Annotated in this window: 15 protein-coding genes; 11 read left to right on the top strand and 4 right to left on the bottom strand. The window is 41.8% G+C overall.

The window, feature by feature from the left end; translation table 11 throughout:
- Nucleotides 1-419 precede the first annotated feature (419 nt).
- Nucleotides 420-656: a DUF378 domain-containing protein gene (locus GJU40_RS13475; RefSeq protein WP_154308483.1), complete on the bottom strand. Its 237-nt coding sequence runs from the start codon at nt 654-656 to the stop codon at nt 420-422.
- Nucleotides 657-804: 148 nt separating this feature from the next.
- Between GJU40_RS13475 and GJU40_RS13470 the strand changes: the two genes are divergently transcribed.
- Nucleotides 805-1,968 carry an iron-containing alcohol dehydrogenase gene (locus GJU40_RS13470; RefSeq protein ID WP_154308481.1) on the top strand — a complete coding sequence of 388 codons (1,164 nt, stop codon included), beginning with the start codon at nt 805-807 and terminating at the stop codon, nt 1,966-1,968.
- Between the two features lie 190 nt (nt 1,969-2,158).
- Here GJU40_RS13470 and GJU40_RS13465 read toward each other — a convergent pair whose 3' ends face one another.
- Nucleotides 2,159-2,893, bottom strand: a complete 735-nt coding sequence (locus tag GJU40_RS13465; RefSeq protein WP_154308479.1) for a DUF6973 domain-containing protein — start codon at nt 2,891-2,893, stop codon at nt 2,159-2,161.
- A gap of 186 nt (nt 2,894-3,079) precedes the next feature.
- On the opposite strand from GJU40_RS13465, the gene GJU40_RS13460 reads away from it, so the two are divergent.
- The 3 genes from GJU40_RS13460 to GJU40_RS13450 all read left to right on the top strand — a co-directional run bounded on the left by GJU40_RS13460 (nt 3,080) and on the right by GJU40_RS13450 (nt 5,432).
- Complete coding sequence (locus GJU40_RS13460) at nt 3,080-3,292, top strand: hypothetical protein (RefSeq protein ID WP_154308477.1); 213 nt, start codon at nt 3,080-3,082, stop codon at nt 3,290-3,292.
- 215 nt (nt 3,293-3,507) lie between these two features.
- Nucleotides 3,508-4,854 carry a glucose-6-phosphate isomerase gene (locus tag GJU40_RS13455; RefSeq protein WP_154308475.1) on the top strand — a complete coding sequence of 449 codons (1,347 nt, stop codon included), beginning with the start codon at nt 3,508-3,510 and terminating at the stop codon, nt 4,852-4,854.
- Nucleotides 4,855-5,027: 173 nt separating this feature from the next.
- On the top strand, nt 5,028-5,432 hold the full coding sequence (locus GJU40_RS13450; protein ID WP_154308473.1) for a YugN-like family protein: 405 nt from the start codon (nt 5,028-5,030) through the stop codon (nt 5,430-5,432).
- Here GJU40_RS13450 and GJU40_RS13445 read toward each other — a convergent pair.
- Together GJU40_RS13445 and GJU40_RS13440 are read right to left on the bottom strand one after the other, a co-directional pair.
- Entirely contained in the window at nt 5,429-6,421 is a 993-nt protein-coding gene (locus GJU40_RS13445; RefSeq protein ID WP_170289411.1) for a potassium channel family protein, read from the bottom strand. The two genes, GJU40_RS13450 and GJU40_RS13445, sit on opposite strands and share 4 nt — an antisense overlap.
- Nucleotides 6,408-6,674: an atypical membrane-integrating protein (Mistic protein) gene (locus GJU40_RS13440; RefSeq protein ID WP_154308469.1), complete on the bottom strand. Its 267-nt coding sequence runs from the start codon at nt 6,672-6,674 to the stop codon at nt 6,408-6,410. Before GJU40_RS13440 ends, GJU40_RS13445 begins: the two co-directional genes overlap by 14 nt.
- 236 nt (nt 6,675-6,910) lie before the next feature.
- Here GJU40_RS13440 and GJU40_RS13435 point away from each other — a divergent pair, with 236 nt between their 5' ends.
- From GJU40_RS13435 to GJU40_RS13405, 7 genes are all read left to right on the top strand, one after another.
- Entirely contained in the window at nt 6,911-7,594 is a 684-nt protein-coding gene (locus GJU40_RS13435) for a zinc metallopeptidase (protein ID WP_154308467.1), read from the top strand.
- A 266-nt stretch (nt 7,595-7,860) separates the two neighbouring features.
- Nucleotides 7,861-9,099 carry a dicarboxylate/amino acid:cation symporter gene (locus GJU40_RS13430; protein ID WP_154308465.1) on the top strand — a complete coding sequence of 413 codons (1,239 nt, stop codon included), beginning with the start codon at nt 7,861-7,863 and terminating at the stop codon, nt 9,097-9,099.
- A 294-nt stretch (nt 9,100-9,393) separates the two neighbouring features.
- Complete coding sequence (locus GJU40_RS13425; RefSeq protein ID WP_154308463.1) at nt 9,394-11,055, top strand: glycoside hydrolase family 13 protein; 1,662 nt, start codon at nt 9,394-9,396, stop codon at nt 11,053-11,055.
- Between the two features lie 373 nt (nt 11,056-11,428).
- Complete coding sequence (locus tag GJU40_RS13420; protein ID WP_170289410.1) at nt 11,429-13,051, top strand: response regulator; 1,623 nt, start codon at nt 11,429-11,431, stop codon at nt 13,049-13,051.
- The gene (locus GJU40_RS13415) at nt 13,042-14,091 is read left to right on the top strand and encodes a HEAT repeat domain-containing protein (protein ID WP_154308459.1); all 1,050 of its coding nucleotides are present in this window, start codon (nt 13,042-13,044) and stop codon (nt 14,089-14,091) included. Before GJU40_RS13420 ends, GJU40_RS13415 begins: the two co-directional genes overlap by 10 nt.
- Nucleotides 14,081-15,493: a glycosyltransferase family 2 protein gene (locus GJU40_RS13410; RefSeq protein WP_154308457.1), complete on the top strand. Its 1,413-nt coding sequence runs from the start codon at nt 14,081-14,083 to the stop codon at nt 15,491-15,493. Before GJU40_RS13415 ends, GJU40_RS13410 begins: the two co-directional genes overlap by 11 nt.
- Nucleotides 15,486-18,743, top strand: a complete 3,258-nt coding sequence (locus GJU40_RS13405) for a hypothetical protein (RefSeq protein WP_154308456.1) — start codon at nt 15,486-15,488, stop codon at nt 18,741-18,743. The genes GJU40_RS13410 and GJU40_RS13405 overlap by 8 nt, the downstream gene beginning before the upstream one ends.
- Nucleotides 18,744-18,749 lie beyond the last annotated feature (6 nt).

The raw sequence follows: 18,749 nt of genomic DNA, 5'->3' as shown, positions 1-18,749 counted from the left end.
GGCCCTCGAGGTCATAAGTCATCTTGGTCAAGAGGTCAAAGAGCGACCTCCTGCCCAAGCTGCCTTATGCTTGTCGGAGCCCGACAGGATGTCGGACAGTCATGCGTTGCCACAGGACGTGGCGCTCTTAGCATGACTTCCTTTACTGCGGTTCTGCTTTTCTACATTGTCCAGCTCCAGGCGCCAGCGGCTCGAGGTCATAAGCCAAGCCGGCCTGAAGGTTAAAGAACAACCTTCATACCGGCTCGTCTTATGCTTGTCGCCGCTGAACGGGCGCCTTGCGCTTTTCTACATTGTCCAGCTCCGGCAGCTAGGCCCTCGAGGTCATAAGTCATCTTGGTCAAGAGGTCAAAGAGCGACCTCCTGCCCAAGCTGCCTTATGCTTGTCGGGCCTGAGCAAGCTGCCTCCGCTTTTCTTATTACCGGGTTTCCGGACGGGGTTCGCTTGCTCTTGATGTTTCTTCAGATGGTTTGAACAGCAGCCCAAGGTTAATGAGTCCCGCAATTCCTACTAAGCCGTAGATAATACGTGCAAGAGCAGAGTTTTGCCCACCGAAGATGGCAGCTACTAAATCAAACTGGAAGAAACCAACCAGACCCCAGTTGATGGCTCCGATAATTGTAAGAACTAGTGCAATACGTTGAATTGTACTCATGTTACAGCCTCCTTAAGTATCTTTTCCTACGGTATTAGCGTGTGAAAGACAGACGTTTTTATACATAGAGAAAAAATAATTTTTTGAAGCTGATTTCTTTACAAGAAAACACCTGCTTGTACATAATCTAAGTAAGGAGGCGATGTTAATGGATAATTTTACATATTACAATCCAACCAAGCTGATTTTTGGAAAAGGCGAGCTGGAACAGCTAAAAAATGAAATACCTCAATACGGTGACAAAGTGCTCCTTATATATGGAGGCGGAAGCATCAAGAAGAATGGTCTTTATGACAATGTACTTTCGCTATTAGAAGAAATCAACGTGTCAGTTTCTGAATTGTCTGGGGTAGAGCCAAACCCCCGTTTGTCCACAGTGAACAGAGGCGTTGAAATCTGTAAAAATGACGGTATTCAATTCATACTTGCTGTAGGCGGCGGAAGTGTTATAGACTGTGCTAAAGCTGTTGCGGCAGGTGCCCTATATGACGGCGATGCATGGGATATTGTGACACGCAAACACATTCCTGAAGGAGCTCTTCCGCTTGGAACAGTCTTAACTCTGGCTGCAACAGGCTCAGAGATGAACGCCGGTTCTGTTATCACAAACTGGGAAACGAAGGAGAAATACGGCTGGGGGAGTCCTTACACTTTTCCGAAGTTCTCCATTCTTGATCCTGTAAATACCTTTACCGTTCCGAGAGATCAAACGGTGTATGGAATTGTTGATATGATGTCACATGTATTTGAACAGTACTTCCATCATGTTTCTAATACGCCGCTTCAGGACCGCTTATGTGAATCAGTACTTATGACTGTCATGGAAGCTGCACCAAAGCTTCTTGAGAATCTTCAGGACTATGAGCTTCGTGAAACGATTCTTTACAGTGGTACAATTGCTTTAAATGGTTCACTGCAAATGGGTTACCGCGGCGACTGGGCATCTCATAATATTGAGCATGCTGTTTCAGCTGTTTATGACATTCCGCATGCAGGAGGACTGGCAATCCTGTTTCCAAACTGGATGAAATTCACACTCGATGAAAATACCAGCCGTGCAAAACAGCTGGCTGTCAGAGTATTTGGTGTGAACCCTGAAGGGAAAACAGACCGAGAAACAGCTATTGAAGGAATTGATAAACTAAGGGAATTCTGGAGCAGCCTTGGAGCTCCGTCTACTCTTGGCGATTATGATATAAACTCTGAAAACCTGGAACTTGTGGCTGATAAAGCTATGATAAACGGGGAGTTCGGAAACTTTAAGAGCCTCAAGAAGGAAGATGTTATAGCTATTCTCGAAAATTCATTGTAATCCATTCAGACTCAAAAAATTGTTACAAAACAATTTTTTTGGGTCTTTTTTGTATTACGTGCATGTGGCTGCGCTGGCCGGGAAAAATACTGCCAGTCATTATTTCTCAACAAAAAAAGGAGAAGGAATCCTTCCCCTTTTTTTCCTGATATTCAATAAGTAAGAAAAATAAAGACCAATTACGACTTTATTACCTTTTTCCAGAGGAATTTGTGGAAATAAGCTGCCCAGAGCTATTAAGCCTTCTTCCAGATCCGGAATCAACGAGATACTTTACAATCTCTGCTGCTGTATATTTTGCATTTGATCGGCCAAGGCTGTTATTGTGAAGATCCATTGTTTCCTCATTTTTTGGTTGGCCGGATGCACCAAATTCATGTGCATCTGCGAATTTTTTAGCTTCGCTTGCTCCAATTGCATTTGTCATGAGTTTATTCCAATACATATGTCTGAACGCATCTCCGTTACCGTTATGCAATGCGGAGGAAACATATCTTCTTTCGGCTTCAGCTTTAGCTGTTTCTGCTGCTTTTTTAACTTTTGTACAATCAATAGGGTTTAATGCACACACTTTTGCTTCTTGAGAATTCATTCCGCCAATATATTGAATGCGGATGATATCTTTTTGGGTCTCAGCAACATACTCTTCGTAAACCTTTTCATTTAATTCTTCCTTTGAAAGATCCGGATATTCTTCTGCAAAGCCAATTGTTTTCTCGGCAACTCTATTCCACTCTGAGTCTGTTAATCTTTCGAAAACATGGTAATCGCGGTTGGTGTCCTCTAGTTCCTTTTCTACTTGCTCCATCACTTGCTGATGAAGAATTCTTTCTTTTTCCAAGTCTACGCTAACAGGTGGTGCGGCATTTGCAGTGGCTGAAAATACCAGGGAGAGTAACAATGTACCGATCATTTTCTTTTTCATGCTTTTTATCCTCCAATTAGTAAATTATCTTACTGTTAAAAAATATCATAATTTGTAAAATAAAGGGAATGGACCAATTGTCATATTTTGAAAAATATGACAATTGAACTTATCTTTCAGGACATTTGGCTAATTGTAAAAAAAATGAAATAGAGATAATCTTTAAATAAAAAAAGGAGAATATTTATGAAACTATATATAATCAGTATGGTTACTGTACTATGCTTGCTCATTCTTGGAGGCTGTCAAAAAACTTATCAGGGAGAATATGTGCAATGGGGAGAAGGCAATACAGGTACTGAAAAATTAGAAGAAAATAGTATTCCCTATAAAATAGAAGAAGATCAGGTGTACATTCCGGAAGATGCATTAGACGATGCTGTATCTTGCTGTTCTTAACGGAGGGACCAGTCGGCAGTCTGCACAGCTTATAAGAAAACAGCTGCGTTCGTTAAATGGAGAGCATGAGAATTGATCTACAGCTTTCGATTTGTTTCATCACATGTTCATCAGTCGGTCTTTATCAAGCACTTACTTGGGTGTTTGCTTGATTTACACAAGCAATTTGGGTAAAGTGAAAGAGGTGAAAATATATTTAAATGGAGGAAAACGCTATGGCACATATTAGTTTCGATTATTCAAGAGCGTTGTCTTTTTTTGGAGAGCATGAGCTAACCTACTTACGAGATTTTGTAAAAGTTGCCCATCATTCAATTCATGAAAAAACCGGCGCAGGAAGTGACTATCTTGGATGGGTAGATCTTCCTTCTGAATACGATAAAGAAGAGTTTTCCCGCATTCAAAAAAGCGCAGAAAAAATCAAGTCAGATTCAGATGTCCTGCTAGTTGTCGGAATCGGGGGATCATATCTTGGGGCAAGAGCAGCGATTGAACTGCTTAACCATTCTTTCTATAACGCTTTAACAAAAGAACAGCGTAAAACTCCTCAAGTTATCTTTGTTGGAAACAACATCAGTTCTACATATATGAAAGATGTCATGGACCTGCTAGATGGACGAGATTTTTCCGTAAATGTCATTTCCAAGTCGGGTACCACTACAGAACCAGCTATCGCTTTCCGTATTTTCCGCAAGCTTCTTGAGGAGAAATATGGAGTGGAAGAGGCAAGAAAACGCATTTATGCAACAACAGACAAAGCTCGCGGAGCTCTAAAAACGCTTGCTGATGATGAAGGTTATGAGTCGTTTGTGATTCCTGATGATGTCGGAGGCCGCTACTCTGTTTTAACAGCTGTCGGACTTCTGCCAATCGCAGTTGCGGGTGCTGACATTGAAGAAATGATGAAAGGTGCTGCTGCTGCACAGGAGGATTTTCATTCTTCAGAGCTAGAGGATAACGCTGCTTATCAATATGCTGCAGTTCGTAATGTACTTTACAACCGAGGCAAAACAATTGAAATGCTGATTAACTATGAGCCATCACTTATGTACTTCTCTGAATGGTGGAAGCAGCTGTTCGGGGAGAGTGAAGGGAAAGATAATAAAGGGATTTTTCCTTCTTCTGCAAACTTCTCTACAGATCTTCACTCGCTTGGCCAATATGTACAGGAAGGACGCAGAGATCTTTTCGAAACCATTATTAATGTTGAAAAGCCGCGTCATGAGCTGTCTATCGAGGCAATAGAAAATGATCTTGACGGTTTGAATTACCTTGAAGGAAAAACGATTGATTTTGTTAATACAAAAGCATTTCAAGGGACGATGCTTGCTCATACTGACGGTGGAGTGCCTAACCTTGTTGTGAACATTCCTGAATTGAATGAATACACATTTGGCTATCTTGTCTACTTCTTTGAAAAAGCATGCGCAATGAGCGGATACCTGCTTGGAGTGAATCCTTTCGATCAGCCTGGAGTAGAAGCTTATAAAGTAAATATGTTTGCGCTGCTGGGGAAACCTGGCTATGAGGAAAAGAAAGCTGAACTTGAAAAGCGCCTGTAAATAAAAATGCTGCCCTGAAGGAGCCGTTAAAGCGGCACCCTCGGGCAGTTTTTTTGTTTTCTATCAACTTTGCACAGCTTCATGTGCCGTTTCTTTTACTCAATGAGCAGACTGATTCTACATACATTGAATCTGCCCGTTAGGATAGCCTAAGTAAAAAGGAGGCATGCAGGATGATTGAGATACCTTCAAGCATAGAGGGCAGGGATTATAAATTGTATTATTTGGAGCAGGAGCTTAAGCCGCTGGGGTACGATATTGGCGGAAATTGGGATTATGATCACGGGTCATTTGATTATAAGATAGATGACACAGTGGGTTATCAATTTCTGCGCATTCCTTTTCAAGCTGCAGACGGCCAGCTCGACGGTCAAAATGCGACGGTCAGACTTGGGCGGCCTTATCTGCTTTCACATAAATATCAGATCGGGCTAGATGATCACGCGCATGTAGGAAACTTCAGAGCGTCATTTGACCAGTTTTCGGAGCCGCAGGATAAAGATGCTTCTTTCCCTGAAAAATATATAGATCTTGGAAAGGCACTTGTTCATGAACTTGAGAGTGTGTTGCTCGATTAGTGAGACAGCACAATCAGTTCATCGCCCAGCTGCACAGTCCTGGAGATGGGCGGATTAATTTCCGTTTCATCTCCTTTTTTAATGCCGATTAAAATGATTTCCTTACGTATATAAAAAGTATGAAGCTCCAAAAACGTTTTTCCGTCCCACTCCTGCAGGACAGGCAGGATTCTGTATAAATTCCCTGCTGCTGGATTCAGCTCCTCGTACACACAAGCGAGACCCTTTTTAGACAAATAACAGCTCATTAATGATTGGCTGGCCAGCTGATAGGTTTTTATAATTTCGTCTGCTCCGGCTCTTTTCGCGTTTTGTGACTGCTGTTCTGTGAGAACTTCTATAATAACGTATATTCCGGCATTCAATCCCTTCACTGCCAGCAGCACCATAATTGACAGCATGTCAGCATCCATTTCGCTTTTATGCTGATTGGCTGTGATGATAACACTGTCCGCCAGGCTTATATTTGCTTTCAGTAATACCTCATCCTCTATAGGATTGCCGCTGACAAAATACACATTTTCAATCAATGGCGCTTCTTCCAGCGTTTGGTCAATCAAAACGATTTGCTTATATGGCTTCAGCTTGCGGATGGTTTGGATCATTTCAAGGGTTTTCTGACTCCAGCCGACGATAATAATATGCTCCTTCTGCTTAAAAGTCATTTTTCCTGCTGCAAAGTCCTGCTGTTTTTGAATAGCGGCAGCAGAGAGGGTGGCAAAATAGGCTGTAATGAAGCTGACCCCAAGCAGGATAAGAAGAATGCCTGTTAATCTTCCCAGCACAGTCTGAGGCACATAGTCTCCGAATCCTACTGTGGAAATGGTGACTATCGCCCACCAAATTCCATCAAATCTTGTCGTAAACTCGTCAGGCTCCATGATGCTGATTATTTCGCCGAATACAAGAATGATGAGAATACCAATTATGCCAAACCTGACAAAAATCGGCCATTTCAGCCAATCAATCATCAGTTTATTTGACCTCATTGTTTTCATCTCCTTGATGCGGGGGAAGAAAAGAGAAAATCTCTTTAATAATGTTATTAATTCTTTTTTCAACTTCTTCTTTTCCGTAAGAGCTGACAGCTGCATGAATGGCAGACTGAGTCTCCTCAGAAAACTCAATCAGCGGCTTGTCTTCTTCTGATTCATTGTAGTATTGGATAAAGGCATCAAGGCCTTCATTCATTCTGTCAATTGCCTCGCTTAATGAGGATTTTTCTTCTTCTGTCAGCTTCAAGAAAGTGCCCTCCCAAAATACCAGTTATTGTGTAGTATGTACATATTCCGCTGAAAAATGAGATCACTTCAGGGAGGTTTGTGCAAAATTTAAAAGAGGTAAGAATACAATATAGCCAAAATGCTTACATGGAAAAAAACACATCTGTTACATCGTTCTCTGGCAGGCAATACTATTGGCATCCATTTAGCAGGATAGTACAGCTCTTTATTCTATAGAGGCAAGGAGGCATCAGCATGTTTTTTCATCCGCTGGATATTTTAATTTTTGCAGCTTTTGGTGTTGCCATGTGGGCTCAGGTCCGGGTAAAAGGAAATTTTGATAAATATACAAAGGTACCAGCTTCTTCAGGTATTACTGGGGCAGAGGCCGCCAAAAGACTGCTCGCTTCAAGCGGCATTAATGATGTAAGAGTAGAAGCTGTCAAAGGAGCATTAACTGATCATTATGATCCTGTGAACAAAGTAGTCAGACTCTCGGAGCCGGTGTATTACGGAAGCTCTATTGCATCCATTTCTGTTGCTTCCCATGAAATTGGGCATGCAATACAGCATAAAGAAGCATACGGAGCCCTGGTACTGCGCCATAAAATGTTTCCGGTTGTTAATTTAACTTCCGGTGTAGCACCATTCCTGCTCATAGCAGGCTTACTGCTTGGAAGCCTCAATATGCTCGGTCTGGGAATTGTTTTCTTTTCCGCTGCTGTTGCCTTCCAGCTTGTCACACTTCCTGTAGAGTTTAATGCGAGCTCAAGAGCGAAAAACTTAATGCTCTCAGAAGGGTTTATCAGGAACGATGAAGAAAGGGGAGTGAACAAGGTATTGAATGCTGCTGCACTCACCTATGTAGCCGCAGCTGTGATTTCTTTGCTTCAGCTCCTTAAATTTATAGCATTGTTTGCTTCTGCGAACAGAAACTGATCGTTTCAAAGCGGCATCCCAACGTGTATCATTTGGGGTGCTTTTTGTTATGTGTTACTGCATCCCGAATTCATTGAGCTGTTAAGCCTTTTTAAACCTTCGAAAGTTCTCCTGAGAATGTATGAAGCCCTTTGCTCCAGATGAATGAGGAAGAAATCCACTTTTAATGATTGTTGGGAAATAGTGTATTTCTATAGAAGTTATTGACAGAAATGAATTTATCTTGCTACCATTAATTGTTATGTTAATTGAAGGGGTGGAGTAAGATGAAAGCGTATCGCTTTCCGCTGATTTTATTATCAGGCATCTTAATTGGCGGCCTGATTGGAATTGTTGCGGGTGAACAAGCTGTGGTTCTGAAGCCGTTTGGAGACATATTTTTAAACGCTATGTTTACAGTTGTAATTCCCTTGGTGTTCTTTACGATTGCTTCGTCCATTGCCAATATGGATGGGACAAAGCGCCTTGGCAAGATAATGGGCAGCATGATGGGAGTGTTTTTAGCTACCGGCTTTGCAGCTGCCCTATTTGGACTTCTTATTGTTAAAATTGTTCCTCCCGCTCAGGGTGTATCCATTCAGCTTGAAAAACCTGAAGCTTTGGAGGAGGTCAGCCTTGCAGACCAGATTGTCCGCACATTCACAGTACCGGATTTTATTGATCTTTTTTTCCGCGGAAATATGCTGGCGCTGATTGTTTTTTCACTTCTCCTTGGACTGGCGGTATCCATGTCGGGAGAAAAAGGGAGGCCATTTGCTTCTTTTCTTACTTCAGGTTCTGAGGTGTTAATGAAGCTTGTTTCATTCATCATGTATTACGCACCTATCGGCCTTGGTGCATACTTCGCCACATTGGCAGGGGAATACGGACCAATGCTGCTGGGCACATATGTCAGGGCAAGTGCCGCTTACTACATAGGTGCCGTCATTTATTTCCTTGTCTTTTTCACCTTGTTTGCTTATTTGGCGGGAAGAATGACAGGAGTAAAAGTTTTTTGGAAGAATATTTTTTCTCCTGCAGTCACTTCCCTTGCGACCTGTTCAAGTGCTGCATCTCTTCCTGTGAATTTGGCAGCTGCAGAAAAGATGGGGGTGAAAAGTGATATTCGTGAAACCACCATACCTTTGGGAGCTGCTCTCCATAAAGACGGTTCTGTAATTGGGGGAGTATTTAAGATTGTCTTTTTGTTTGGCATTTTTGATATGGACTTAAGCGGTTTTGGAACATACACAAGCATCATACTGGTCTCCCTGCTGGTAGGAATGGTTATGGGTGCTATTCCAAGCGGCGGTATGATTGGAGAAATGCTGATACTATCTTTGTATGGATTCCCTCCGGAAGCATTGCCGATTATCGCAGCTATCAGCACAATTATTGATCCTCCGGCAACGATGCTGAATGTTACCGGTGACACTGTCAGCAGTATGCTGACATCAAGAGTTGTCGAGGGAAAGGACTGGCTGAAGCGGCAGGGTGAAAAAGCTGTAGAAAAGATTGCTTCTTAAATGGGATTGGAAGTAAATGCAAAGACATGGGCTATCATGAAAAGGCATGACAAAGAGAGTATTTGTCACGCCTTTTTTATAGCTGCGAGAGCTTTCCTGCCGTCCTTCAGTACTTCTGAACTAAAGATGATAAAACATGTGGTAAAAATAGGATTTTAGAATCTCCTGTTTTCGCAAAGTTCTTGTTCAACTATTAACAAATTTAGAGTATAATACAGTTTAGTTGTCATAACTATGATACGGCTGATTGCTAGCCGACAAAAAAGAGAGCGCTTTCGAAGAGGAGTGTATGAAATGAAAAAAGCCTGGTGGAAAGAAGCAGTTGCTTATCAAATATATCCTAGGAGTTTCATGGATTCAAACGGCGATGGAATAGGCGATATTAGAGGGATTATTTCCAAACTGGATTATTTGAAGGATCTTGGAATCGATGTCATATGGATCTGCCCTGTATTTTCGTCACCTAATGCAGATAACGGCTATGATATCAGCGATTATCAGGATATTATGGAAGACTTCGGCACAATGGAAGATTTTGATGAACTGCTTGAAAAAGTTCATAGCCGCGGGATGAAGCTGATCCTGGATCTAGTTGTGAATCATACGAGTGATGAGCATCCTTGGTTTATTGAATCCCGTTCTTCCAAAAGTAATGAAAAACGGGATTGGTATATCTGGCATGATGGCAAAAACGGTCAAGAGCCGAATAACTGGGAAAGTATCTTCAGCGGTTCTGCATGGGAGCTTGACGAAGAAACTGGACAGTATTATCTTCATGTTTTTGCAACAAAACAGCCTGATTTAAATTGGAATAACAGTGACATGAGAGAAGCAGTTTATCAGATGATTAACTGGTGGCTTGATAAGGGAATTGATGGCTTCAGGGTAGATGCAATTTCTCATATCAAGAAAAAAGAAGGTTTCCCTGACCTTCCAAATCCATATGGGCTGGATTATGTGTCATCATTTGATTATCACATGAATGTAGACGGAATCATGGAACATTTAACAGAACTGAAAGCGCAAACGTTTGCGCGTTACGATATTATGACTGTTGGCGAAGCAAACGGTGTGAAGATTGAGCAGGCAGATGACTGGGTTGGAGAAGATCAGGGGATTTTTAATATGATTTTCCAATTTGAGCACCTTGGACTTTGGGATACCGGGGTAGAAGGCAGCATTGATCTTGTGAATTTGAAGCAGACTTTAACAAAATGGCAAAAAGGGCTTCAAGGAAGAGGATGGAATGCTTTGTTCCTTGAAAACCATGATCAGCCACGCTCAGTTTCGACGTGGGGCAATGATATAAAATACCTGAATGAAAGTGCAAAGGCGCTGGCAACCATGTACTTCCTCATGCAGGGCACCCCGTTTGTTTATCAAGGGCAGGAAATCGGCATGACCAACGTTCAATTTCCTTCCATAGATGACTATGATGATGTAGCAATGAAAAACCTTTACCGTATTGAAATTGAAAAAGGACGCTCGCACGATGAAATCATGCAAATTATCTGGGCAAAGGGCAGGGATAATTCCCGGACACCAATGCAATGGAATACTGAGAGTCATGGCGGCTTCTCAACAGGCACCCCATGGTTTGGTGCCAATGAGAACTACAAAGAGACAAATGTGGAGAAGCAGCTGAAGGATCCTCAGTCCATTTATCACTATTATAAAAACCTCATTAAAATCAGAAAAGAAAATGATGTTTTGGTATATGGAAATTATGATTGTATTCTTGAGGAAGATAAGCAGATTTATGCGTATACCCGTACGTACGAAGATAAAAAAGCGCTTGTAATCACGAATATCAGCGACAAGCCTGCGTACTACCAATACAGCAAGCTGCCGCTTTCCAGTGAAAGCCTGCTTCTGTCAAATTATCAAATAGACAATCACAAGCATATGACCTCCTTCACACTGAAACCATACGAGGCCAGAGTATACGTGTTATAAATGAGAATAAAAATCCCCATCTGATTTTTCAGATGGGGATTTTTCAATAAGAAGTTCAAGTGGAGATTCCTGCAAAAGCTTCCTATATCCTCTCGAAATTCCTGCTGTTAACCGGAAAAGCTCTTCTTATTACTTCTGAGTAAGGAGAGGCATTTTATGTTCAGACAAAAAAGCAGCTTTATTTATTTTACACAGCCTGTTTAAAAAGGCAGAACAGAAACAGATTGGACTCACAGTCATCCCGAATAGGAAAAATATAATATTTTCCTATTCGGGAAAAATGATCAACACATACTCAAAAGGTACTAAATATATAGTTACAATTATTGGCGAAAGTAGTAAAATTATGTCGATTACCTTTTCAAAGGAGTTAATGATGAATAAATATCAGCAAAAATTATTGAATACAATCCGCTCTCAGCTCGATAACTGGCTGAACTCTGATGAACAGATTCCGCATCTGGAATTATACAGATTTATCCATTCTCTGGCAGGCACTGCTTCTACAATCGGTCTTACCAGCTTAGGAAATATAGCTGCTTCTCTTCATCACATTCTTACGGAAAACGAAGAGCGGAAATGGACAACAAAAGATGTCCAAATCTTCCTTCTTCCGCTTCTTTCCGCACTATATAATGAAGAATTAAAATCGGAAAATCTTCAGGTGGCTGAAACTAACTCCGATGTTGAACAAGAGTTAATCATGCTGATTGATGATGATACTACTTTATTAATGTTTTTAAAGGATGAACTGGAAAAGGACGGCTATTCAGTGATGGCATATGCAGATCCTGAACGGGCCCTTGCCAGCTTTTATGATTTAAATCCGGACTGCGTTGTTATTGATGTACATATGAAGTCTCAGCACGGCCTTCAGGTGTTAAACAGCTTGAAGGAGCTGATGCAGAAGTCCTATGTTCCAACTATTATGATCAGCGTTGACAGTTCAAAAGAAACCAGGGTGCAAAGCTATTCGGGCGGAGCAGATGACTTTATTTTAAAGCCTTTTGATCTGGAAGAATTCAAAATCAGGCTGGGTAATCAGCTTCAGAAGAAGAGAAGTATCGATGAGCTTGTTCTCGTGGATGAACTAACGCGCCTATATAACCGCCGCTTCCTTGCTGGAGCTTTTGAAAGGCTCATGAACCAGATGAGCAGAGAGAACGTGGCTTTTTCTATCGCAATCCTCGATCTGGATCATTTTAAAAATATTAATGATACTTACGGGCATCCAGCCGGAGACAAGGTTTTAATGGAATTTGCCAACATCATGAGGCAGCAGATGCGTCCAAGTGACCTTGTTTTTAGATATGGCGGCGAAGAATTTTTGATTTTGCTTCCCAAAACAGATGGAAAAACAGCGAAGCAGGTGTTGGAGAGAATACTATCAGAACTGCATAGAACAGAATTTATTAGTGAAGACTCTGCTTTTAGAGTAAGTTTTTCTGCGGGTGTTATGGAGATAAGAGAAAGTAATGACCTCCAGATTGTTCTTGATTTAGTAGACGGAGCACTGTATGAGGCAAAGGCCGCAGGAAGGAAAAATGTAAAGCTGGCAGCCTTTTCAGATATTCTTCCGAGAAAGAAAGTTCTTAATATCGGCGTTGTAGACGATGACCCGATTATTCGGACGATTTTGCAGGATTTATTTAAGAAGAGTCAGTTGAATGAACAGTTTCAGCTTGAGATGAAAGCTTTTAAAGATGGGATGGAATTTATAGAGTCCGGTTGGTACAAGAAGAAGGCAGAACCGTATTTTATGATACTTGACGGTATGATGCCGAAAATGGACGGCCTGGAGGTTCTGCAAAAAATCAGAGGATTTGAAAATCAGAATCAATTTACAGTCGTGATGCTGACTTCAAGAAAGGGCGAGCAAGATGTTGCCCGCGCTCTCAAGCTTGGTGCAGATGACTATCTAACAAAACCGTTTAAGCTGCTGGAACTGGAATCAAGATTAACACATCTGGTAAAGAGGATGAGCGAGTGGAAATGATAGATTTGGCAGATCTGTTCACGATATTTTTATTTTCTCTGTTATTGCTCTTTGTGCTGTTCGGCTACCTGGTCATTCATAAGGCTTATAAAATTCGCTTCAAAAGAAGAGTGTCTTTCAGCAAGGAAAAGTACAGGCTTCCTCTTTATCATTTTTTAAGCGAGGGTACAGTCTCTAAGGTTATTATCCCGCATTCCAGGTTTTCGCTGATCGCAGCATCTGAATTGCTGAACGAATACTCTCAAGTGCTTGAAGGTGAAAAAGTCAGAAACAGGATGAGGGCTTACGCAGAAAAACATTTATCTTCATGGATTTTGAAACAGCTCCATTCGAGAAGGTGGAGCCTGAGAATGAACAGTTTATATATGATCGAGGATTTGCGGTTAAATTTTACTCAGGAGATTGAAAAACATTACCTTTCACGCAGGCTTACTGCAGCTGAAGAAGTACTTCTGCTGAAAATATCAGCAGACAGAAACGACCCCCAATTACTGGAGAAATTACAGCATCCAAAATATCAGCTGTCAGACTTCAGTTATTTGTCCATTTTTGAACATTTGCAGGAAGATCAATTTTCCGTGTTTGCGGAACGTTTTGATGCACTTCCCCTTCAGTTAAAATGCGTTGTTCTTGAGGTGATTGGTCAGCGGCAGCTTTTTGATTATCACGGACTTCTAGTCAATATGCTGAACTCTGAAGAAAGTGAGCTGAGGGTCAGGGCTCTCAAGTCGATCGGAGAGACCGGCCTGCTTGTTGAAGAAGAAAAGCTGCTGCCATTCTTTTCGTCAGCTATGTGGCTTGAGCGCCTAATGGCAGCAAAAGTGGTGAATTCTCTTAAATTGATATCCTTTTCAGATGTTCTTGCTGACTTGATGAGTGATGAGGAATATCTGGTCCGATCAGAGGCAGCCGGAGCTTTGAGCAGGTTTCATGGAGGAACTGATATCCTGAGAAGAGTTGCTGAAAACTCACAAGACCCTTTTGCGAGAGATATGGCAGCAGAGTGGCTGAAGAAGGAGAGGATGGATTATGCTGATTGATACGTTTGACTCCATACTGGGTTTTACAGCATGGCTGCTGATTGGCTATATGCTTTTTGTGATTATTGTGTACGGCGGGATGATGGTTCTGTCTATTAAGCATATACGGAAGCAGTATCAGCTTGATGAAAAGGAACCATATGATGAGCTTCTGAAGTCGTCCTATACAAAGCCAGTCTCTATTCTGGTTCCGGCATACAACGAATCAGCAGGAATATATGGATCTATCCGCTCCCTGGTCAGCATCGAGTATCCGGAATATGAAATTATCATTATTAATGACGGTTCCACTGACGATACAATTGAAAAGCTGATAGAGCGTTTTCAATTGAAGAAAATTCATAGAGTTATCAGAAATCAACTTCATACCAAGCCTGTAAAAGCTTTATATCAATCAGTCATCTATCCGAATCTGTATGTCATGGACAAGGAAAACGGAGGAAAAGCTGATGCGCTGAATGCAGGAATTAATTTTTCAAGATATCCTTACTTTTGTTCCTTGGATGGCGATTCGGTCATTGAAAGAAATGCTTTCTTAAAAGTGATGAAGCCCATTATTGAATCAGATGATGACATCATTGCCTCCGGGGGCAGCATCCGGATTGCCAATGGCTGCCGCATTCAAAACGGAGAAGTTACGGAGATTGGCTTGTCTTCCAAGCCTGTTGTCATTATGCAGGTGATAGAGTATTTGAGAGCTTTTTTAGCAGGAAGAATCGGGCTCAGCTCTACAAATCTCCTCCTGATTGTTTCAGGGGCTTTTGGGGTTTTCTCGAAAAAATGGGTGATAAAAGCAGGCGGATATTCTCACACAGTGGGTGAGGACATGGAGCTTGTTGTGAGACTTCACCGTCTGATTAAAGAAGAAAAACTGGACAAAAAAATCGTTTATGTGCCGGACCCTGTCTGTTGGACGGAAGCACCCGAAGAACTGAAATATCTTAGAAGGCAGAGGAAGCGGTGGCACAGAGGTTTGTTTGAAAGCTTATGGGAACACAGAAAAACAATTTTTAATCCAAGATACAAATCCATCGGTCTCGTCTCGATGCCTTATTACCTGCTGATTGAATTTTTTGGCCCTGTTATTGAACTTCTTGGCTATATCATTATGATTGTGGCTTACTTCAGGGGGGAAATTTTTATTGAAGTAGCATTGCTTTTCTTTCTTTTAACAGTAGTATACGGCTCAATCTTTTCAGCTATGGCTGTACTCCTTGAAGAATGGAGTATGGAGAAATACCCAAAAGTGAGCCATTTAATGAAATTATTCCTGGTAGCTTTAACAGAATCTTTTTGGTACAGACCGATGACAGTCTTTTGGCGTATAGAGGGAATTATGGATGTCATTCTTAAGAAAAAGGGTTGGGGAGAAATGGCAAGAAAAGGAGTGTCAAATGAGTAAAAAAACTGCTGTTGCAGCGGGCATCACTTTGGCTGCAGCCATTATAACAGCACCATTCTGGACATGGACTATGAAAGACAGCAAAACTGCAGATGTACTGATTGTAAATTATACAGTTCCTGACACCTCATTCAGGGAACACAGAGGGCTGACATGGCTATTAAATAATCTGAAAATCACAAAAGGTGATGGAAAAAGGTATAAAGAAGAAGATTACTCAGGCTATGCCCCTGCAATGGAAGGAACAGAGACAGTGAAGAAACTGCCGGAGGATTTGTCACAATATGAATATATTTATATTGTTGATACTTATGGTGTCTTTGAAAGTGATCTGGAGGGTGACACGCTGTCAGACGGCAGCAGATCAGAGCTGGTGTATGGGGGAATGGAGGAAGAAGACCTCCTGCGGATTGAAGATGCCATGAAAAGAAATGGCTCCACTCTTATAGCAGAATTTAACACATTTGCTTCGCCGACAAAGCCGGAAGTAAAGGAACGGTTTTACAATCTTTTAAACCTCAGGTGGTCGGGATGGACCGGGCGCTTTTTTCAAGAACTCAACAGCAGTGAGGTTCCGCTTTGGCTGAAGGAAAACTATGAAAAAGCTACTGGAGAAGCCTATTCACTCAAAGGGAGCGGCCTTGTGTTTGTGAATGAGGGGGATGAAGTGATAGTACTGAATGACGATGAGCTGAATGGTGCGCCGGTTATGTTTTCTTTTACAGAAAGAGGAAGCGAAGAACTGAACCTCGGCGGCTCTGTTCAATATTCTTACTGGTTTGATGTTGTACAAGCTGAGGACAGCAGCGAAATCCTCGCAGAATATACTCTGAATATAGACGATAAGGGAGAAAAAAAGCTTGCTGAAGCAGGATTGCCTCTGAAGTTCCCTGCAGTCATTCACCATAGCAGCCCTTTCTATTCCAGCTACTACTTTGCCGGAGATTTTGTGGATGAGCCAAGTATTCCCCGCTTTTATCAGGCACAGGGAATAATGGAATGGAAGAAGCTTTCTTCGTCTGACAAAAGAGGAAGAACGGACGGATTTTTCTGGAAAGCATATGCTCCTCTTATGAAAGCAATACTCTCAGCAGACAGAAATGAGGAAGCTGTTTCTGCCCCTGTTCATAAAAATTCAGAGATTTTTAAAGACGGCAGCACAAGCATGATTGGAAAAACAGGAAGTGACTATATTCAAATTTATAAAGATGGCGAGTGGGAAGACCTCCTGATCAAAGGGGTTAATATGGGTATAGCGAAGCCTGGGACGTTTCCCGGGGAGACTGCGATATCTAAAGGAGAGTACGCACGCTGGTTCAAACAAATCAGTGAAATGAATGCAAACTCTATCAGAATTTATACCATTCATCCGCCTGAATTTTATGAAGCGCTGTATGAACATAACCAGGATGCGGAAAAGCCGCTGTATTTATTTCACGGTGTGTGGGTGAACGAAGAAGTGCTGGTTGAAAAAGCCAACGCTTTTGATACTGAGGTTACCAATGAATTCAAGGATGAGATCAAGAGAGTCGTCGACCTTGTGCATGGAGAGGCTGCTCTTCCAAAAAGACCGGGCCATGCCGGCGGTACGTATGCTTACGATTTGTCTCCATATTTGCTGGGGTGGGTGATTGGGGTAGAATGGGATCCAGATGCCGCTGAGAGCACAAATCTATCGAATCCTGACAAAGGAAGCTATCAGGGCAAGTATATCCGGACCGAAGAAGGTGCTGAACCTTTTGAAGCCTGGCTTGCCGAAATGCTTGATTATACAGTCGGCTACGAAAGTGACACATATCAGTGGCAGCATCCAGCAAGCTTTACAAACTGGGTGACAACAGATTTGCTTACACATCCGAGCGAGCCTTCTGAGAAGGAAGACAAAGTAACGATCAATCCTAATCACATTTCAGCTACGGAAAACTTCAAAGCAGGACTGTTTGCTTCTTATCATATTTATCCATACTACCCTGATTTCCTGAACTATGAGAAGAAGTATACAGAATATGTGGACCACAGAGGACAGAAAAACAATTATGCAGGCTATTTAAACGATATGAAAAGTGTCCACAGTATGCCCCTGCTTGTTGCAGAGTTTGGAATTCCTGCTTCAAGGGGAATGACGCACAGAAATGTATACGGGCTGAATCAGGGCTATCATTCTGAACAAGAGCAAGGTTCCATGGTCGCAAGGCTCTTTGAGGATATTACTGTGGAAAAAATGGCAGGAGGCATGGTGTTTTCCTGGCAGGATGAGTGGTTTAAGAGAACATGGAATACGATGGATTATGACAATCCGGAGCGCCGTCCATTTTGGAATAATATGCAAATCAATGAGCAGCATTTTGGGCTGCTGAGTTTTGATCCGCAAACGGAAGATACACTGATCAAGGTTGATGGAGATACGGAAGATTGGGAAGCACGGAAAGAAAAGCCGGTTTTTCAAAATGGGAAGGGTCTTATTCAGGATATTTATCTATCCAGTGATGAGTCCAGTCTGAATATCCGTTTAGACATGGAACAGAATCAGTGGCTTCAAAATGAGTATGATTTTTATATTTTGCTGGATACAATAAAGGGCCAGGGACAATCCGCGATTCCCGGCATTGAAGGCACGGTGGGCTCCGGTATTGATTTTGCCGCCCAATTAAAGGGAGAAGAGAATTCCAGGCTTTTAATAGACAGCTACTATGACACTTTTTATTATGATTATGGACATGTAAAAAAGATGATACCATCCGTAAACAACGCTGACAAAAAGAATAACGGTATATACCACCCAATTCGTTTAACATTGAACAAGGCGCTGACGATAAATAATGAAGAAGGCAAAATAGATTTGCCTTTTGATTCTTACGAAACAGGAAGGCTGCAGATGGGCAATGGAAACCCTTCTTCAAAGAACTACAATTCTCTTACAGATTTTGCAGTGAATAAAGAAAATGGCATCATTGAATTAAAGCTGCAATGGATGCTGTTAAATTTCAAGGATCCAAGTCAGAGGGAAATGATGGGGGATATCTGGAAGGATGGTATAGAAGCTTCGGCTAAGGCAGACGGAATCAGAGTTGCTGTTGTAGCCGCAGAAAAAGGTTCTTCCTTGCCAATTGAAACCCTGCCGGAAAATCTGGAAGAGGATGAATGGCTGTTTTATACGTGGGATACGTGGGATGAACCTCTTTACCATGAACGCCTAAAGGTATCTTTCGATATAATGAAGCAGGCTTATGCAGAAATTACAATAAAATAGGCGGTG

This window comes from Metabacillus lacus, from assembly GCF_009674805.1.
GTDB classification, from domain to species: domain Bacteria; phylum Bacillota; class Bacilli; order Bacillales; family Bacillaceae; genus Metabacillus_C; species Metabacillus_C lacus.
Note: the sequence above shows the minus strand (reverse complement) of the source record. Positions and strands in the feature narration are given on the sequence as shown.

What these genes read in the sequence shown, in the direction of transcription:
- GJU40_RS13470 (WP_154308481.1), top strand. Translation starts at nt 805, where the DNA reads ATGGATAATTTTACATATTACAATCCAACCAAGCTGATTTTTGGAAAA.
- GJU40_RS13410 (WP_154308457.1), top strand. Translation starts at nt 14,081, where the DNA reads ATGCTGATTGATACGTTTGACTCCATACTGGGTTTTACAGCATGGCTG.
- GJU40_RS13475 (WP_154308483.1), bottom strand. Translation starts at nt 656, where the DNA reads ATGAGTACAATTCAACGTATTGCACTAGTTCTTACAATTATCGGAGCC.
- GJU40_RS13460 (WP_154308477.1), top strand. Translation starts at nt 3,080, where the DNA reads ATGAAACTATATATAATCAGTATGGTTACTGTACTATGCTTGCTCATT.
- GJU40_RS13445 (WP_170289411.1), bottom strand. Translation starts at nt 6,421, where the DNA reads ATGAGGTCAAATAAACTGATGATTGATTGGCTGAAATGGCCGATTTTT.
- GJU40_RS13450 (WP_154308473.1), top strand. Translation starts at nt 5,028, where the DNA reads ATGATTGAGATACCTTCAAGCATAGAGGGCAGGGATTATAAATTGTAT.
- GJU40_RS13435 (WP_154308467.1), top strand. Translation starts at nt 6,911, where the DNA reads ATGTTTTTTCATCCGCTGGATATTTTAATTTTTGCAGCTTTTGGTGTT.
- GJU40_RS13420 (WP_170289410.1), top strand. Translation starts at nt 11,429, where the DNA reads ATGATGAATAAATATCAGCAAAAATTATTGAATACAATCCGCTCTCAG.
- GJU40_RS13465 (WP_154308479.1), bottom strand. Translation starts at nt 2,893, where the DNA reads ATGAAAAAGAAAATGATCGGTACATTGTTACTCTCCCTGGTATTTTCA.
- GJU40_RS13405 (WP_154308456.1), top strand. Translation starts at nt 15,486, where the DNA reads ATGAGTAAAAAAACTGCTGTTGCAGCGGGCATCACTTTGGCTGCAGCC.
- GJU40_RS13455 (WP_154308475.1), top strand. Translation starts at nt 3,508, where the DNA reads ATGGCACATATTAGTTTCGATTATTCAAGAGCGTTGTCTTTTTTTGGA.
- GJU40_RS13425 (WP_154308463.1), top strand. Translation starts at nt 9,394, where the DNA reads ATGAAAAAAGCCTGGTGGAAAGAAGCAGTTGCTTATCAAATATATCCT.
- GJU40_RS13430 (WP_154308465.1), top strand. Translation starts at nt 7,861, where the DNA reads ATGAAAGCGTATCGCTTTCCGCTGATTTTATTATCAGGCATCTTAATT.